Source organism: Croceitalea sp. MTPC6 (assembly GCF_036985525.1).
Lineage (GTDB): Bacteria > Bacteroidota > Bacteroidia > Flavobacteriales > Flavobacteriaceae > Croceitalea.
Genome location: NZ_BTGR01000003.1, coordinates 221,125 through 238,151 on the forward strand (window position 1 = coordinate 221,125; position 17,027 = coordinate 238,151).

Consider the following 17,027-nt stretch of genomic DNA (forward strand, 5'->3'; position numbering starts at 1 on the left):
TATTTCTTATGATTACAAGACTACTTCTAATATGCATTTTGGCAATAGGCATGAACTCTTTTGCCCAGAAAATGCCTGTTTCTTACGACTTTAGTGAGAAGTTTAGTGATAGGTACCGCTATTCCAATCTAGTTACTATTGATGACGATGGTGATGGCGGATATATTTTGGTAAGGGCCTACTTTCAAGGGCTTATTTTAAAGCCCAAAGGCTATTTTATAGAACACTACAACAAAGACTTGGAACTGGTCTCTGAGTACAACTACAAGCTTAAAGGAAAGCAATTCGTAGATGGGTTCACTAAAAATGGCCAGTTACACCTTATTTTCCTTGATTACGATTTTGAAAGGGGTATCTACAAATATTCTGCCCATACTTCTAGCCTTATTAATTATAGTTTTAACATAAAGCGTTTACTGGAATTTAAAACTCCAGCCGTAGAAGGAGCATTTGGCAAGAATTACTACAACCGAAATTTTAAGAATGGATTCTCAACTACTTTGCTTTTTAATCCTGAAAAAACAGGTTTTATCATAAGTACGCACCATATTAAAGGGAAAAAGAATCAACATACCATTCACTTATTTGATACGAGTTTGAATAAAAAATGGGAGCACGACTTTTCAGCTGAAGTTGAGGAAAAAAATTATGCTTTTGAACAAGTAGCTTTTTCAAATAATTTAGAAGACACTTATATCGTTGGCAAGGCTTATTTTAAGAAAAAACGTTTTCAGATTGATGAGCGAAAGTTTCAATATGAAATGATTAAAATTTCTGGTGGAATCTCTAAAACACAATCTTTTGATGATCCAGGAAAGTATTCGGAAGGACTCTATCCAATATTGAATAATGGAAAACTTCTTTGTGTGGGATTTTATGCCGACAGAAAGGATAATCGCTATAATGGCGTTTCCTATTTTGACATAAACCCATATTCACTTGCCATTCAATCCAAAAAATACCATCCTTTTTCACTACAATTTATGGAAGATAAGTTTGGTAGGGAAGAAGATAAGGTTGTCAAAAATCTGATTTTTAAGAGTGTAGATATTACCAATGAGAATGATATCCTTTTTAATGCAGAAGAGTATTTTGTAACCAATAGTTTACAAGTAACAGGGGCAGGCCAGCGAATGAAAGTAGAACGTTTTCACCATAATGATATTGTTAGTGCCAAACTAGATTCAAATGGAGACATGCTATGGACCAGAAATATCAACAAAGCAGAAGTTACCCAAGGCGATGGTGCCTATGCTTCATACAGCTCTTATAATAAAGATGGTAACACCTATTTCTTTATTTGTACCTCCTCTGAGAATCCACAATTGATAAACGGAGAGCGTTTAATCTTTAAACAAGGCCTAAGTAGAAATAGAAACGTATTCCTTATTTCTTTGGATGAATCTGGAAAACTGGATTACGAAAAAGTAATTGGTGATGAAGAAGCCAGATTGCCTTTAATGGTTTCTAAACCATTGATAGATTCATCCGAAGACCAACTTTTATTCTACGCAAAACGTGGAAATAAAAAACAGCTTGTTGAGGTTGTTTTTAAGTAAACGCAACTATTTTTATTGATTTTCATCTTCTATAAAATCTAGATTGATGAAAAGGATTATATCACTCTTTCTGTTAATATCCGTTGTAAGTTGTGAAACTTCAGACAATAGTCTATTTAATAACATAAGAATTCAAGGGGAATGGGAGGTAGTAGAAATCAATGAAATTCCAGCACCAGAAGGAGAAGTTATAAGGATTACTTTTAATGAAGATGGTTTTGGAGGTTCTACTGCTACTAATAGTTATAGTGGAAGCTATTCTCTTAAAAGAGATGAGATTTTATTTGAAGGAGTTTTTTCAACTCTAGTAGTCGAGTTTCCATACGGTGTTTCTTTTTTTGGTCTAATAGTAAGTGCCAATAACCGAACAGCTCTTAATGTTTATTTTACGGAAGAAGACACTATGGTATTATCAGCACCGGACTCTAGATATATGGTTTTGAAAAGACAGTAAAGCACAAGTTATTCTACCTATTGGTTTGTTAATTAACAGTGCTAACGAACAAATAAATGGAAATATTCCATAAATTTGGAATAAATCCTTACTTGAAACAACAAGATTTTCTTAAAGGGAGAGGTGCTCAGCAAAACACGCCCAACAGATTTCTCAAACATGTGTATGAGAGGCGAGAAGATTTTTTAGAGTTTTGCCGTATTGAGGGTGAAGAAGCGGACAATAATAGGACGCAATATATCCCTATTTTTCCCAAAACAATAGTGAACAAGGTTACCAGTCCAGATGTTGGGATGATGTATTCCATGAATCCATACCAAGGCTGTGAACATGGTTGTATTTATTGCTATGCCCGCAATGCACACGAATATTGGGGTTATAGTGCAGGATTGGACTTTGAGCGTAAAATCCTTGTTAAAAAATCCGCTCCTGAACTTTTAGAAGTACAGCTTAAAAAGAAAAACTGGAAGGCAGCCACCATAGTATTATCAGGTAATACGGATTGCTATCAACCCGCTGAGCAAAAATTTAGAATTACCCGTAAATGTTTAGAGGTTTTTTATAAATACCGTCATCCAGTGGGCATCATAACTAAAAACGCTTGGATATTACAGGATTTAGACATCCTAAAAAAACTAAATGAGAATCAACTGGTTGGTGTGAATATTTCCATTACCTCATTGTCCGAGAATACTAGGCGATTGTTAGAGCCAAGAACTGCAACAATTAAAAGAAGGTTAAAAACAGTCAAAGTACTTTCAGAAAATGGAATACCGGTAAACGCAATGTTAGCTCCTATGATACCGGGAATCAATAGTCACGAACTACTAAAACTTGCAAAAACAGTTTCTGAACATGGGGCCTTATCATTTGGGTTCACAGTAGTAAGATTAAATGGAGCCATAGGTCAGATTTTCACAGATTGGATTAAAAAAGCAATGCCAGATAGGGCAGAAAAAGTATTGCATTTAATCCAAGACTGTCACGGTGGGAGCATAAATGATAGTCGATTTGGTCTTCGTAATAGAGGAGAAGGTAAAATCGCCGCCCAAATCCATGATATGGCCAAGTTGGCTAGACAGAGGTACTTTGCTGATAAAGTATTTCCTTGTTTAAGAACAGATTTACATGAAGAGTTTAAAGACGGTCAGATGAAATTATTTTAGATAACTTTATTGAAGTTGTCCAATTTTTGATTTGTACTTCGTCATAAACATGAAAACAGAGTATAAATCAGTTTGTAGCATACAAACATAAAACGTAAACAAATGAGTAATTTTTTGTATTTATTTAGAGGTGGTGACGATGCCTATGGAAAATTGTCACAAGAAGAAAAACAGGCCCACATGCAAGTATGGGGAGCATGGATGGGAAAGCTCCAAGAAAAAGGCCAATTATTGGATGGACTCCCCTTGGCAGAGGATGGAAGGGTAGTTCATAACAAAGGAGAACTTGTGACCAACGGACCCTTTGCTGAAGGAGCAGAATTAGTTGGAGGTTACTTAATTGTATCTGCAAAAGATATGGATGAAGCAGTTGAAATCTCCAAAGGGTGCCCTATTTTTGATTATGAAGGAAGTAATGTTGAGGTTCGCGAAATATTGTCCATGGACCAGCACTAAGAACTACAAATGATAAGCCTGATTTTAATCAGGCTTTTTTGTGCGTTATGCAAAAAAAAGAACCATTAGATACCATAGAACACCTCTTTAGAAATGAATACGGGAAAGTAGTTGCCGTAATGACCAGCAAATACGGAGTTTCCAATTTAGAAAAAATTGAAGATGCTGTTCAGGAGACTTTTGTAAAAGCAATGCGTATTTGGGGATATAAAAATATTCCTGATAATCCTACCGCTTGGTTATTTCGTGTAGCCAATAATGCAATGATAGATGGTTTAAGAAGGGACAAAAAGATGTCTTATATTGTCGATTCCAAAGAATCTGAAGCATCAGATTTGGATACGGAAGTAACTACCGATGACGAGATAACAGACAGTCAGCTTAAAATGATTTTTGCCTGCTGTCATCCTTCTTTGACAGAGGAACATCAACTCATTTTGAGTTTAAAATTGATAGGTGGGTTTAGCAATAAAGAGTTAGCGGATGCTTTATTAAAAAAGGAAGAAACAGTTGCTAAATCATTTACCCGAGCTAAAAAAAGGTTCAAAAACGAAGTTCAGTTTTTGCAAATACCTATTCAGATGGGATTGCAATCGAGACTCTTTGTGGTATTACGAGTAATTTACTTATTATTTAGTGAAGGGTACTCCACAACAACAGGTTCTCAAATTATTAAACAAGATATCTGTTATGAAGCTTTAAGGTTAGCACTACTTTTAAGGGAAAATGAGTATTGTAAGCACCCTAATCTAGAAGCTCTAATTGCATTGATATGTTTTCATGCTGCTCGGTTTGATGCTCGCATCGATGAGAATGGAGATTTGGTCACCTTAGAATTTCATGATCGCTCTAAATATTCTAAGGAACTTATTAAAATTGCGGTACATCATCTTGAAAACTCAGGGACTGCTGATAAGCTACCATCAAGCTATCATTTAGAAGCTGCAGTTTCTTACTATCATTGTGCGGCAAACACTTTTGAAGAAACAGATTGGACAAGTATACTTCACTTATATGACTTGCAATTAAAACAGCGATATTCGCCCATAGCTGCTCTAAATAGAATTGTTCCATTTTCTAAAGTAAATGGACCTGAAAATGCACTTTTAGAGCTAAAAACAGTAGAAAAAGAAGCAAATTTTACTTCAAGCGGACTTTTTTATGCCATTAAAGCGGATTTGCTTTATCAGCTTGGAGATAGTGAAGAACATCAAGAAACCCTGTTAAAAGCTATCGATTTAAACGATAATGAACTGGCAAAAAAACACTTGAGAAAGAAATTATAACAGTCTTAAGCTAAAGTTCCCCGTTCCACTCACCATAAAACTGTTCTAAATAACCTAGCATAAACCCATGGCGTTGTTCAGCAATTTGTTTACCAGTCTCAGTGTTCATCTTATCTTTTAACAACAGCAATTTTTCATAAAAGTGATTAATGGTCGGGGCAGAAGACTTTTTGTACTCTTCTTTTGTCATCTTTAAGTTGGGGGCAATATCCGGATTATAGAGTTCTCTGTTTTTAAACCCTCCATAATTAAAAGCGCGCGCAATACCTATTGCACCAATGGCATCCAATCTATCTGCATCTTGTACCACTTCTAGTTCTTTGGAATAGAATCCAGATTTATTTTTGTCCAAAGAGTTCTTGAAAGACATGTTTTTTATAATTTGTATCACATGTTGAACTATCTTCTTGTTTACGTTCAATGAGGATAAAAAATCATGAGCCATTCTTAGTCCGATACTTTCATCCCCATTGTGGAATTTTGCATCGGCTATATCATGCAATAATGCTGCTAGGCTAACTACTAAAACATCGACCTTTTCATTTTTAGCAATTTGTAGTGTATTGTTGAAAACTCGCTGTATATGAAACCAATCGTGCCCTCCTTCTGCACCTTGTAATGTCTTTTTTACAAATACAATGGTTTCTTCAACAAGTTCAGAATCATTCATAGTTATATGCTAATATCCTTAATGATTTGTTGTTCTGCTAAAGTGAGAAGCTCATCTGGATTTCCTTTGTTTTCAATAGGAGGATGGACTTTAAATTTTAAATGAGCACCAAGTCCCATGGGGAATTTTCCAAAGCGCAACAATTTCCATGAATTGTTTATGGTTATGGGAACCACTATAGCTGAAGGTGATTTTTTTAACAGCGTTTTTAGCCCCATTGGCTTAAATGCTTTTGGCTTTCCATCTCTGCTGCGGGTACCCTCGGGAAAGATTACAGCACTCCGATTATATTTTTCAATATAAGAACCTAACTTTCCAATTTCAATTAACGCTTGCTTCCCATCATTTCTATCTATCAAAGCGGAACCACCATGTCTAAGATTATATGAAACGCTAGGAATACCTTTACCTAATTCTTTTTTGCTTACAAATTTTGGATGGTGCTTTCGCATATGCCAAATAATGGGTGGAATATCGTACATACTCTGGTGGTTGGAAACAATAATTATCGGTCTGTCCAAAGGAATATTCTGATTGTTAATAAAAGTATATCGAGTACCCAGTAAATGTGTACAGAGCATTAAGCATCTGTTCAAAATACTTACGCTCCTTTTATGTGCATTGTAACCAAAAGCATTTAAACATATCCATTGGATTGGATGGAACAATAGCAATGTTAATCCGAAGAAGGTAAAGAAAAGTATGGTAAGCGGATATGAAAGCAACTTTTGCATATGTAAAAATAAAAAACCACCTCAAAATAGAAGTGGTTTTTTTATAAACTAAATTGTTGTTTTAACAATGTTCGTTGTAAGCTTCGGTTAGATTTTCTGCAATCATTTCTGCAGGTCTACCTTCAATGTGATGTCTTTCAATCATGTGGACCAACTCCCCATTTTTAAACAAAGCCATACTTGGAGAAGATGGAGGAAAAGGAACCATTGCCGCTCTAGCGGTATTCACAGCTTCTGTATCTACCCCAGCAAAAACAGTAACAATATTATCTGGTTTCTTTTCATTCTGTAAACTCAGTTTAGCAGCTGGTCTTGCATTGGCAGCAGCACAGCCACATACAGAATTTACTACTACTAAAGTAGTACCTTCTTTTTTTAGTGCATTCTCAACCGCTTCACTTGTATATAATTCTTCAAACCCGGCGCTTGCCAAGTCGTTTCTCATTGGTTTTACTAATTCCTCAGGATACATAGTCTATTTTTTAATATCTACAAAGATAGGTTTTTTGTTGTATTTCTTTTAAGGACTTAACATGTCTTTGACTATTCTTTTCCTAAGCAAACCCCTATATTTGATGCTTTAATTTTTGCAATATGATTAAGTGGTTTGCCGCCATTTTAGGATATACTTTTTTACGCCTCCCAGGTGCTATTTTAGGCTTTTTAATAGGAAGTTTTTTAGATAATTTAGGCGGAAATAATGGGGGAGGTGCTAGAAACGTATTCCGTGATTTTACAAAACAAACGGTTTCTCCTGCTGATTTTGAGTTAAACCTTTTGTCACTTTGTTCGCTGGTGATAAAAGCAGATGGACAAGTAAGCCAAAGGGAATTGGATTATGTGCGCCAATATTTTGTGAGCACTTATGGTAAGGACAAGGCGAATGCTATTTTCAGAACGTTTAATGATGTCATTAAAAAAAGAGAGGTTTCGGCGCAACGTATTTGTTCCTATTTAAATCAGCGAACCCGCTATGAGGTGAGGTTGCAATTGATACATTTTTTGTTTGGTATAGCGCAGGCAGATGGACAAGTTAGTAAGCCAGAAGTAAATAAAATAAAAGAACTGGCAGGATACTTAAGAGTTGCTCTTAATGATTTTGAAAGCATAATGGCAATGTTTATTAAATCTGCTGATAATGCATATAAAATATTAGAAATTGAACGCTCTGCAACAGATGACGAAGTAAAAAAGGCATATCGCAACATGGCAAAAAAGTACCATCCCGATAAAGTGATAACAGAGAATGAAGCCATAAAGAAAGGTGCCGAGGAAAAATTTAAAGAGGTGAAAAAAGCTTATGAGGTTATCCAACAGGAGCGAGGGATGAGCTAGTTTTGTAGTCAATAACTTCTAAATAACTACTTAGTGCCCAGAATTATACTTGAAACTAGAATTAAGGCTAAAAAAGAGATAGTTTTTGACTTGTCTAGAAGTATCGATTTACACAAGATTTCTGCTAAAAACACTAATGAAAAAGCTATTGATGGTGTAACAGAAGGATTAATTAGGTTGAATGAATTTGTGACTTGGCAAGCTAAGCATTTTGGATTTTATCAAAAATTGACTTCGAAAATCACTCAATTTGATTATCCAAATAAGTTTACGGATGAAATGGTAAGAGGTGCTTTCAAGTGTTTCAAACATCAACACCTTTTTAGCGAGAGAAATGGAGAGACCATTATGAAGGATATTTTTGATTATACTTCACCTTTTGGTATCTTGGGAAAACTTGTTGATTTTATCCTCTTGAAGAGGTATTTAAAGAGCTTCCTTCAAAAAAGGAATATAATTATAAAACGATATGCCGAAACAGACGCTTGGAAAAAAATACTAATAGCTAATACCTAACAAAATGCAAGATTTTTGGTTTTATATAAAATTAGGTTTTGAGCATGTTCTGGACTTTGGTGCCTATGACCATATTCTTTTTTTAGCAGCTTTAGCTGTCCCTTTCACGTTTAAAAGTTGGAAGCAAGTTTTGATTTTGGCTACCATCTTTACCATTACCCATTGTACTTCATTGGCATTTTCAGTGTATGGAATTTTTTCTATTAATGTAGGTCTAATAGAATTTCTTATTCCCGTTACAATAGCCTTAACCGCTATCTTCAATTTTTCAAGGATATTTAAAAAAGAGAATGTTACCGGTATTTATTTTCAAAGTTTGGCCACGGCTTTTTTTGGACTTATTCATGGTTTTGGATTTTCCAACTATTTTAATATGCTTATGGCCGAAGAAGAAAATAAACTTTCTCCCCTTTTAGGTTTTGCCACAGGTATTGAGTTTTCTCAAATCCTAATTATTTTGATTGTTTTGATACTGGCCTATGCAGTTCAAACTGGGTTAAAAGTAAAACAGACGGTTTTTATTGCCGTTACATCAATTTTAATCCTACTTACCACAATACCAATGCTAATAGACACGTTCCCTAACTAGCACAATAGTTAATTTTAAGCGAATAAGGTTGTAAGGGATTTTCAAAGCAGGTATATTTATTTAAATGAAGCAAAGCAAGCAAGAAAAATACGATAAGGCCTATTTGCGGATGGCAAAAGAATGGGGCAAGCTTTCGTATTGTCAACGTAAACAAGTTGGCGCAATAATTGTTAAGGATAGGATGATCATTTCCGATGGATATAATGGCACGCCTACAGGCTTTGAGAATATATGTGAAGATGAAGAAGGGGATACCAAATGGTATGTTTTGCATGCAGAGGCAAACGCAATTTTGAAGGTTGCAGCATCTACGCAGTCTTGCGAAGGTGCAACACTTTACATTACACTTTCGCCCTGTCGGGATTGTAGTAAGCTAATTCATCAGTCTGGAATTAAAAGAGTAGTATATCAAAAAGCGTATAAGGATGATTCGGGACTGCGTTTTTTAGAACGTGCTGGAGTTGAAACAATGCATATGCCCATTTTAGAAGAAATGGTTTAGGAATTTTAATGATGAAAAAGAAATACAGTTACATATTACCAACACTACTTGCTTTGGCGGTTGCCATTGGTATTTTTATTGGAGGGAAATTGCATTTTAATGATTCCCCCGAAAAACTGTTCTCTACCAATTCAAAAAAAGATAAGTTAAACCGATTAATTGACTACATAGATTATGAGTATGTAGATGAAATTGATACAGATAGTATTGTAGATGTAACGGTCAATAATATTTTGGGAAAACTTGACCCCCATTCTGTTTACATCCCTAAAAGTGAAATGGAGGCGGTAGCCGAAAATATGAAGGGTGATTTTGTTGGAATTGGAATCCAATTCAATAGGGTTAAAGATACCATTACCGTAGTAAGGGCGATTAAAGACGGACCGAGCGACATTAGGGGCATTAAAGCAGGAGACAAAATTTTAATGGCAAATAATGATACGCTCTATGGGAAAAGTATTTTAAATAGAGAGCTTATTTCTAAATTAAAGGGAGCGCAAGGAACCAAAGTGCGCTTAAAGGTTTTAAAGAAACCCGAGAATAAAATATTCTATGTCAATGTGGAACGCGACATAGTTCCCATTCGTAGTGTTGAGGCCAACTTTATGTTGAGAAGCGATTTGGGCTACATTAAAATAAATCGGTTTGCGGAATCTACTTTTAATGAATTTAAGAAGGCCTTAAAAAGACTTCAAAATAAAGGGGCCCAAAAACTGGTTTTGGATTTACGGGATAACCCTGGAGGTTATTTGGGAATTGCAGAGAAATTAGCCGATGAGTTTCTTAAAGACGGAAAACTAATTCTATTTACCAAGAACAAAAAAGGAAGAATCAATAAGGCATTTGCTACCAAAAAAGGAAATTTTGAGGATAAGCAGGTATATGTTCTAATTAATGAACGTTCAGCATCCGCTAGCGAAATTATTGCAGGTGCTTTACAAGATAATGATATTGGTACTATTGTAGGGAGACGTTCTTTTGGTAAAGGCTTAGTACAAAGAGAGATGGATTTAGGTGATGGCTCTGCCGTGCGTTTAACAGTGTCACGTTATTATACGCCCACAGGTCGCTCCATTCAAAAAGCATATGACAAAGGCCATAAAGACTATTATCAGAAATTCATAGACCGTTACAACAGTGGTGAGCTCGTTTCTGTTGATAGTATTAAAGTAGCGGACTCATTAAAGTTTCGTACCCCAAAAGGTAAAGTGGTCTATGGAGGCGGTGGGATTATCCCAGATGTTTTTGTCCCAATCGGCACTATAGAAGAAGAGCGTGTCGAAAGCTTGGATAACAGAGGGTATTTCTCAGATTTTATTTTCCGTTTTCTTGAAAAAGACAGGACTAGGTTTGCCAACTATCCCAAAAATGAGTTCATGAGCGATTATAAAGTTGATGACATCATTTTTGAACGATTTATAGATTATGCATTAGGATCTAATATTAAAATGGATTTCTATGGGCAGGATGAAAAGATAAAGCGCTATTTAAAAGCTAACATTGCTGAGCAAATGTACTCTCCCAATCTTGCTGCAGAAATTAAAAGCAGTGAAGACAAGATGCTCAAGAAAATCTTAGAATTGGAAAAAGAAGAAATAGAGTTGAAAGAAGTAGACCTGATAGAGTCTAAAAATTAGCCTTTTTTTATCTTTTCCTCAATTTTTTTTGCGGTCATAAAAATCAAAAGAAGCACTATAGCACATAAAGAGGCTACAATGCCAATAGCAGCTATTAAACTATCCCCTTCGAATAAGGTATCAAAATCAAGCAGTGTCACATTGTAAGCAAGTAATCCTAAGGCCAAAAAAATAAGAATAAGTATCAATGTTTTGTTCATGATGCTATAATTTAATTTAACAGTGCATTAATGTTGGTGGCAAAAAGTTTTACCGCTATGGCCAATAAAATTACACCAAAAACCTTTCTTATGATGTTTAATCCGTTTTTGCCTAGGATTTTCTCAATCTTTGTGGAAGACTTCAATACAATATAAACGAATATGATATTGATTATTATTGCCACTATTATATTTTCTACATAATATTCTGCGCGTAGTGATAATAGAGAGGTCATGGTGCCTGCACCAGCAATCAATGGAAAGGCTATAGGTACTATGGAGGCACTTTCCGGTTCGTCATCTCTATAAAGCGTAATACCTAAAATCATCTCTAGGGCGATAAAGAAAATGATAAATGCCCCTGCGACCGCAAAAGAATTTACATCGATGCCTATCAATTGTAAAATGCTTTCTCCAACAAAAAGGAATGCCACCATAATGGAAGCTCCAACAATTGAAGCTTTTTCAGACTGAATATGGCCTACTTTCTTTCTAAGGCTTATAATGATGGGGACACTTCCTAAAATATCTATTACTGCAAACAGAATCATGGTTGCAGTAATTATTTCTTTTAAATCAAAATTCATTGTTCTTGCTTAAGAAAATCCGTGCAAATTTACGTTTAAAAAGGGGTGTTTGGATTAATAAAGTATGTATAAAATGAAAACTTTAATTTTGCACTCATACAGCAATTTTTTTCACAGCAACGATGTTTCAAATAGCTAAAACCCTTATTTCTGAAGAAATTATTGAGAACGATTTTGTTTGCAATTTAAATGCTTGTAAAGGAGCATGTTGTGTGGATGGGGAATCAGGAGCTCCCTTAGAAGATGACGAAACAGAGATATTGGTGGACATATTTGATAAGGTTCGCCCATTTCTAAGAGAAGAGGGGATTAAAGCAATAGAAGAACAAGGCGCTTTTGTAAAGGGGGAAGATGGTGAATGGGAGACTACATTGGTGAATAAGAGCGAATGTGCCTATGTTATTTTTTCCGATGACGGAATTGCGAAGTGTGGTTTAGAAGAAGCCTATAATCAAGGAGCTACCAAATGGAAGAAACCTATTTCCTGCCATATGTACCCCATACGGATAAAGGAGTATTCTGAGTTCACAGCAGTGAACTACCACAAATGGGAAATTTGTGATCCAGCCTGTAGTTTAGGGAACGAGCTTCAGCTTCCGGTTTATAAGTTCGTTAAAGAGGCATTAACACGAAAATTTGGAGAAGATTGGTATAAGGAACTAGAAGAAGTAGCTAAGGAACATACTAAATAGTAGGTATTTTCAATATGATTTTAGTGCCTAAAGCCTCACTAGAATCACCCATTAAATCCTCGATGGCTACTTCAAAATCATTCTGGTAATCTTTAGAGAAATTGGCTAAACGTTCAGTAGTAATATCAATACCAACGGACTTGCGCTTTAGTACCCGATTCTCCTTTATTTTTTCGGAGGCACTTCTTCCCACACCATTATCAACAATATCAATTGCAATATGGTAAGAATCATAATTATATACTTTTAACCAAATTCTTTTTTCTCCTTCCTTGGAAGATAGACCGTGCCAGATTGCATTTTCAAGGAAGGGTTGTAATACAAGCGAAGGGATTTTTACTTGCTCAGAATCTATTTCCTTTGCGACATCAATTTCAAAATTAATTTCATTTGAAAAACGAATATTTTCAATGTTTAGATAGAGTTCTGCTGTTTCCAATTCTTCGGCGAGCGAAATTTCTTTTAAAGAAGAACCTTCTAAAATTCTCCTGACAAGTTTAGAGAATTTGTTGAGATAATGAACTGCATTTTTTTTATCATTATTAATAATGTACAGCTTAATAGAATTTAAAGAGTTGAATAAAAAGTGAGGATTCATTTGACTTCTTAACATATTCTGCTCAAGGCTCAACACTTTCTTTTCATTATCAGAATGGTATTTTCTATACATGATAAAAAGCATGGTGCCAATTAAGCCTAAGGTTAATGCTGCCACAAGTATTGTTGTTTGGTTTTTGCGAAGTCTAATTTTTGCAAGCTCATTTTCTTGGGCAAGCGAAACAATTTGGCTATTCCTCTTTTCATCATCATAACGCAATATCATCTCGTTCATATAGCTGAGATTACGTTGGTTTACAATTTCGTTTTCATAATTTTCAGCTTCTTTTTGTTGTTTTAAAGCCTCTTTATAATTTCCTGTAGCCTCAGCTAAATTTGCCAAAAAACGTTTTGCCGCTATAATTAATGCCGGCATGTTACTTTCTTCTGCTAATTTAAGGCCATGTTCTATACTCTTTTTTGCTTCGCCATATTTACCAATGGCAATTTGAGCATGTCCAGTATTTATAAAAACGGATGAGGTAATAAAGTTGTCCCCAATTTTAAGTGCTTTTTCCTGTAATGGTTCAAAAATGACTAAGGCAGCGTTTGGCATACCTTGCTTGGTATATATCCTAGCGATACTGTTTTTGCATATGACACGCCCATAGTCATTATTGATTTCCTCATTGTAGGCCAATGATTTTCTAAAATACTCCAAAGCATCTTCCAACTCTCCCTTTTGTTCCAAACAATCCCCAATATTTTGGTTGTTTATGGCAAGCCCCAATTTATTGTTTAGTTCCTTTTCGAGTTCTAGAGCTCTTTCAAATTGGGTAATTGCTAAATCATATTGCCCAAGGGTTTGATAAAGGTTTCCAATACTATTAAGGGCGACATTGATGCTTCGCTTTAGATGTACCGTTTTGTTTTCTGTATTTTCTGCAATTTCTAAAGCCTGTTGGTGATAGTCTATGGCTGTCTTTATAGCATCTTTCCTTCTATAACTAACACCAACCCAATTTAGACTTAAAATTCTGAGTTCATCGTTATCTGCTTTTTCAGCTTTTTCTAGAGCATCTAAGTGCGCTTCTATGGATTTGTCCAGTTTTGATGCATAACGATAGTTTCTACCAAGCTGGTTAATTGCATAGGACTGTCCTTCTAAATATTCATTTTCTGTTGCAGTCTTTATAAAGTATTGGAGTCCTATAGTATCTCTTTTTATGCTTCGCAATTCGGTATCTATCTCTTTGTATGTTTTTGGGGCCTTTTCAATTAGGCTATTTATTCTTTCTTTAAAATCTTCAGAAATTTCTTGGCTAAAAAGAATAGAGGAAAACAATAAGAAAATAGCACCTAACAAAAATTTTCTATGTGCTTTGTATGGGTGTTTTATGTGGGGTATTTGGAGGTTTGGCATTAAGAGGAATTATAACAAATCTAAAAAATCAGACTTCTTTTGTCTTGAAACGGGAATCTTATGGTTGGATTTTAGTATGACATAGCCGTCCGTTTTTAAAAATTCCTTGATTTGCCCAAGATTAACGATATAAGAATTATGTATTCTAAAAAAAGAATCCTTTGGCAACAAAGCATTTACTTCTTTTAATTTTTTAGTTAAGACCAGTTTTTGTCCATCTGCGAGAAAAATAGTACTGTAATTCCCATCGGACTCTGCATATAAAATTTCATCGGCCTCAAGAAATAAAAGTTTTCCATCAGTATTTACCGTAATCTTTCTATCTAGGGAGTTAGAGTTAAAATTAAGTAATATTTTTTCAAACTTTTCTGCAGTATAATTTTTGGAATTGTACCTCTTTATTTTGGCGATTGTCTCACTTAAATCGTCTGTGTCTATGGGCTTTAAAAGATAATCGATGGCTTCATTTTTCAGTGCTTTTAATGCATATTGGTTGTAAGCCGTGGTAATAACAACAGGGAATTTTTTGTTTTTTAGGTTTTTGATGAATTGAAATCCATCCATTACTGGCATTTCTATATCTAAGAAAAGGCAGTCCGGGGTATTTTTATCCAAATAGTCAAGTGCCTTGTGGACGTCTGTAAATGAGGCGATGATTTTTACTTCATCACTTAAGTTGGTCAATTCCCAACTTAGGCTTTCCAATGCTTTTATTTCGTCATCTACGATTACAGCTTCTAACATAAGAATAAACTAAGACATAAACATAGCACTAAAAAGCATAAGAAGCTTAAAAATATGTATTAATGGAATGATATGTATTATAGTTGGTATAAAAAGACAAATAGATTCGATGAACTGTATATAACCATTTGAAAATCAGTTATTAATAGTAAATTGAAAGCAAAGTCCATTTATACATGATTTTAAACCATCTATACATTTGGTAAAATATTGGCTCATTTGGAGTTATATCTTCGAAGAACGATTTTGACCGAAGTTTATTCAACCGACCAATAATGAAAAAGAGTTTAATATTATTTGTGGTTTTACTAATAGCTCTAGTATTTGCTGCTATAAGTGAAAACAAGACTGTTGAAACACCAGATGAAATAGCATCGGTTGATTACAAAAACTAATGCTAGGTTCTACATGTTATATCAACCAGCGTACGGCCAACCAAACATGCCAACGGTATGTGTGAAAAAATAGTTTAGGTCATTTAGGGCTAAAGTTTTAGGCAAGGGTTTCGGGGGAACTACCTAAGCTGAAAAACAGAAATCTATAAATGACTGGGCCGTACGGTTTGGTGATAATATTTTTAGACCAAAAGGTATCTTTGTTAAGATACTTTTTGGTCTTTTTTTATTTGTTCATTTTAACATAAAAAAGTTATCGGTGAAATTAATTTCTACAATGCAGTAAACATCACTTGCGAACCTAGATTTCAACATTTTGTGTTAAAAACTTTGAGCGTGTTTAGCTAAAACAAACTTTACAATTCGATTACATTTTTGAATCTTTGTTGGTCCCTGCTGTAAGGTAATTTTCAATCCTATATATAAAATTTTAAACAGAATACCTATGTCAACTGCCATTGAGCCCATTTTAGAAGAAAACGAAGACCGATTTGTAATTTTTCCGATTAAACATGATGATTTATGGGAATGGTACAAGAAATGTGAGGCTTGTTTTTGGACAGCGGAAGAAATTGATCTTGGTGAAGACCTAACGGATTGGAACAATAAATTAAATGATGATGAGCGTTATTTCATCAAGCATATTTTAGCATTTTTTGCAGCTTCAGATGGTATTGTAAATGAAAATTTAGCTGAGAATTTTGTAAGCGAAGTACAGTATGCAGAAGCTAAATTTTTCTACGGTTTTCAGATTATGATGGAAAACATTCATTCGGAAACCTATTCTCTTTTAATAGACACTTATGTAAAAGATGAAAAAGAGAAGAATATTTTATTTAAAGCAATCGAAAATTTTCCTGCAATAAAGAAAAAGGCGGATTGGGCTTTAAATTGGATTGAATCTCCAAGTTTTGCAGAACGTTTAATTGCTTTTGCAGCAGTGGAAGGTATTTTCTTCTCAGGAGCATTTTGCTCTATTTTCTGGTTAAAGAAGAGAGGTTTGATGCCAGGTCTTACCTTCTCTAACGAATTAATTTCAAGAGATGAAGGTATGCACTGTGATTATGCTGTGCACTTACACAATAAGCACTTGATCAACAAAGTTCCCAAAGAACGCATTACTCAGATTTTAACAGATGCCCTTAATATTGAGCGTGAATTTATTACCGAATCGCTTCCTGCAAGTTTGATTGGAATGAATTCTAAATTAATGACCCAATATTTGGAGTTTGTAACGGATAGACTATTGGTGGAATTGGAATGTGATAAAGTATACAACGCCACAAATCCTTTCGACTTTATGGATATGATTTCGTTACAGGGAAAAACAAATTTCTTTGAGAAAAGAGTATCAGAATACCAGAAAGCTGGAGTGCTAAATAAAGATAAGGACGAAGATGCTCAGAAAATTAGCTTTGACGCAGACTTTTAGGTAGAAGTATTGTCCAACAGCGCAGTTTTTACAAAAGCTACGTTGTCTTTTTTGCCCCTAAGCAAACAAAACCACCTACTAGCAATTCCTGCAAGACTATCCTTGTAGAAATT

At 34.9% G+C, this 17,027-nt stretch carries 19 protein-coding genes; 12 read left to right on the top strand and 7 right to left on the bottom strand.

All coding sequences use genetic code 11. The features are described from left to right. Positions 1–8: 8 nt before the first annotated feature. The 5 genes from AACP56_RS07650 (at position 9) to AACP56_RS07670 (ending at position 4,921) form a co-directional block, all read left to right on the top strand. Positions 9–1,559, top strand: a complete 1,551-nt coding sequence (locus tag AACP56_RS07650) for a hypothetical protein (protein ID WP_339335778.1) — start codon at positions 9–11, stop codon at positions 1,557–1,559. A gap of 46 nt (positions 1,560–1,605) precedes the next feature. Next, on the top strand, positions 1,606–2,013 hold the full coding sequence (locus AACP56_RS07655) for an META domain-containing protein (protein ID WP_339335776.1): 408 nt from the start codon (positions 1,606–1,608) through the stop codon (positions 2,011–2,013). A gap of 56 nt (positions 2,014–2,069) precedes the next feature. Further along, a complete protein-coding gene (locus AACP56_RS07660; RefSeq protein WP_339335774.1) occupies positions 2,070–3,179 on the top strand; it encodes a PA0069 family radical SAM protein in 1,110 nt (369 codons plus the stop codon). Between the two features lie 102 nt (positions 3,180–3,281). Then, positions 3,282–3,635, top strand: coding sequence for a YciI family protein (locus tag AACP56_RS07665; protein ID WP_339335772.1), 354 nt, complete (start codon positions 3,282–3,284; stop codon positions 3,633–3,635). A 47-nt stretch (positions 3,636–3,682) separates the two neighbouring features. Beyond that, complete coding sequence (locus AACP56_RS07670) at positions 3,683–4,921, top strand: RNA polymerase sigma factor (RefSeq protein ID WP_339335770.1); 1,239 nt, start codon at positions 3,683–3,685, stop codon at positions 4,919–4,921. Between the two features lie 10 nt (positions 4,922–4,931). Here AACP56_RS07670 and AACP56_RS07675 read toward each other — a convergent pair whose 3' ends face one another. From AACP56_RS07675 to AACP56_RS07685, 3 genes are all read right to left on the bottom strand, one after another. Then, entirely contained in the window at positions 4,932–5,591 is a 660-nt protein-coding gene (locus tag AACP56_RS07675; protein WP_339335768.1) for an HD domain-containing protein, read from the bottom strand. Positions 5,592–5,593: 2 nt separating this feature from the next. After that, on the bottom strand, positions 5,594–6,325 hold the full coding sequence (locus AACP56_RS07680) for a lysophospholipid acyltransferase family protein (protein WP_339335766.1): 732 nt from the start codon (positions 6,323–6,325) through the stop codon (positions 5,594–5,596). Positions 6,326–6,386: 61 nt separating this feature from the next. Further along, the gene (locus AACP56_RS07685) at positions 6,387–6,797 is read right to left on the bottom strand and encodes a BrxA/BrxB family bacilliredoxin (protein WP_339335764.1); all 411 of its coding nucleotides are present in this window, start codon (positions 6,795–6,797) and stop codon (positions 6,387–6,389) included. A 122-nt stretch (positions 6,798–6,919) separates the two neighbouring features. Here AACP56_RS07685 and AACP56_RS07690 point away from each other — a divergent pair, with 122 nt between their 5' ends. The 5 genes from AACP56_RS07690 to AACP56_RS07710 all read left to right on the top strand — a co-directional run bounded on the left by AACP56_RS07690 (position 6,920) and on the right by AACP56_RS07710 (position 10,904). Then, positions 6,920–7,660, top strand: coding sequence for a TerB family tellurite resistance protein (locus tag AACP56_RS07690; protein ID WP_339335762.1), 741 nt, complete (start codon positions 6,920–6,922; stop codon positions 7,658–7,660). A 33-nt stretch (positions 7,661–7,693) separates the two neighbouring features. Continuing rightward, positions 7,694–8,176 (top strand): SRPBCC family protein, encoded by a 483-nt coding sequence (locus AACP56_RS07695; protein ID WP_339335760.1) that lies wholly within the window; start codon positions 7,694–7,696, stop codon positions 8,174–8,176. Between the two features lie 4 nt (positions 8,177–8,180). Then, positions 8,181–8,765, top strand: coding sequence for a HupE/UreJ family protein (locus AACP56_RS07700; RefSeq protein WP_339335758.1), 585 nt, complete (start codon positions 8,181–8,183; stop codon positions 8,763–8,765). A gap of 64 nt (positions 8,766–8,829) precedes the next feature. Next, the gene (locus tag AACP56_RS07705; RefSeq protein WP_339335756.1) at positions 8,830–9,267 is read left to right on the top strand and encodes a deoxycytidylate deaminase; all 438 of its coding nucleotides are present in this window, start codon (positions 8,830–8,832) and stop codon (positions 9,265–9,267) included. A gap of 11 nt (positions 9,268–9,278) precedes the next feature. Further along, the gene (locus AACP56_RS07710; RefSeq protein ID WP_339335754.1) at positions 9,279–10,904 is read left to right on the top strand and encodes a S41 family peptidase; all 1,626 of its coding nucleotides are present in this window, start codon (positions 9,279–9,281) and stop codon (positions 10,902–10,904) included. On the opposite strand, the gene AACP56_RS07715 is transcribed toward AACP56_RS07710, so the two are convergent. Together AACP56_RS07715 and AACP56_RS07720 are read right to left on the bottom strand one after the other, a co-directional pair. Continuing rightward, positions 10,901–11,104, bottom strand: a complete 204-nt coding sequence (locus tag AACP56_RS07715; protein WP_339335752.1) for a hypothetical protein — start codon at positions 11,102–11,104, stop codon at positions 10,901–10,903. The genes AACP56_RS07710 and AACP56_RS07715 overlap by 4 nt on opposite strands. Before the next feature lie 11 nt (positions 11,105–11,115). After that, positions 11,116–11,691, bottom strand: coding sequence for a MarC family protein (locus AACP56_RS07720; RefSeq protein WP_339335750.1), 576 nt, complete (start codon positions 11,689–11,691; stop codon positions 11,116–11,118). Positions 11,692–11,813: 122 nt separating this feature from the next. Between AACP56_RS07720 and AACP56_RS07725 the strand changes: the two genes are divergently transcribed. Further along, positions 11,814–12,383 (top strand): DUF3109 family protein, encoded by a 570-nt coding sequence (locus AACP56_RS07725; RefSeq protein ID WP_339335748.1) that lies wholly within the window; start codon positions 11,814–11,816, stop codon positions 12,381–12,383. On the opposite strand, the gene AACP56_RS07730 is transcribed toward AACP56_RS07725, so the two are convergent. Then, a complete protein-coding gene (locus tag AACP56_RS07730; protein ID WP_339335746.1) occupies positions 12,376–14,343 on the bottom strand; it encodes a tetratricopeptide repeat-containing sensor histidine kinase in 1,968 nt (655 codons plus the stop codon). The genes AACP56_RS07725 and AACP56_RS07730 overlap by 8 nt on opposite strands. A gap of 9 nt (positions 14,344–14,352) precedes the next feature. Beyond that, positions 14,353–15,087 carry a LytR/AlgR family response regulator transcription factor gene (locus tag AACP56_RS07735; RefSeq protein WP_339335744.1) on the bottom strand — a complete coding sequence of 245 codons (735 nt, stop codon included), beginning with the start codon at positions 15,085–15,087 and terminating at the stop codon, positions 14,353–14,355. 840 nt (positions 15,088–15,927) lie between these two features. Between AACP56_RS07735 and AACP56_RS07740 the strand changes: the two genes are divergently transcribed. Next, on the top strand, positions 15,928–16,914 hold the full coding sequence (locus AACP56_RS07740; RefSeq protein ID WP_339335741.1) for a ribonucleotide-diphosphate reductase subunit beta: 987 nt from the start codon (positions 15,928–15,930) through the stop codon (positions 16,912–16,914). Positions 16,915–17,027 lie beyond the last annotated feature (113 nt).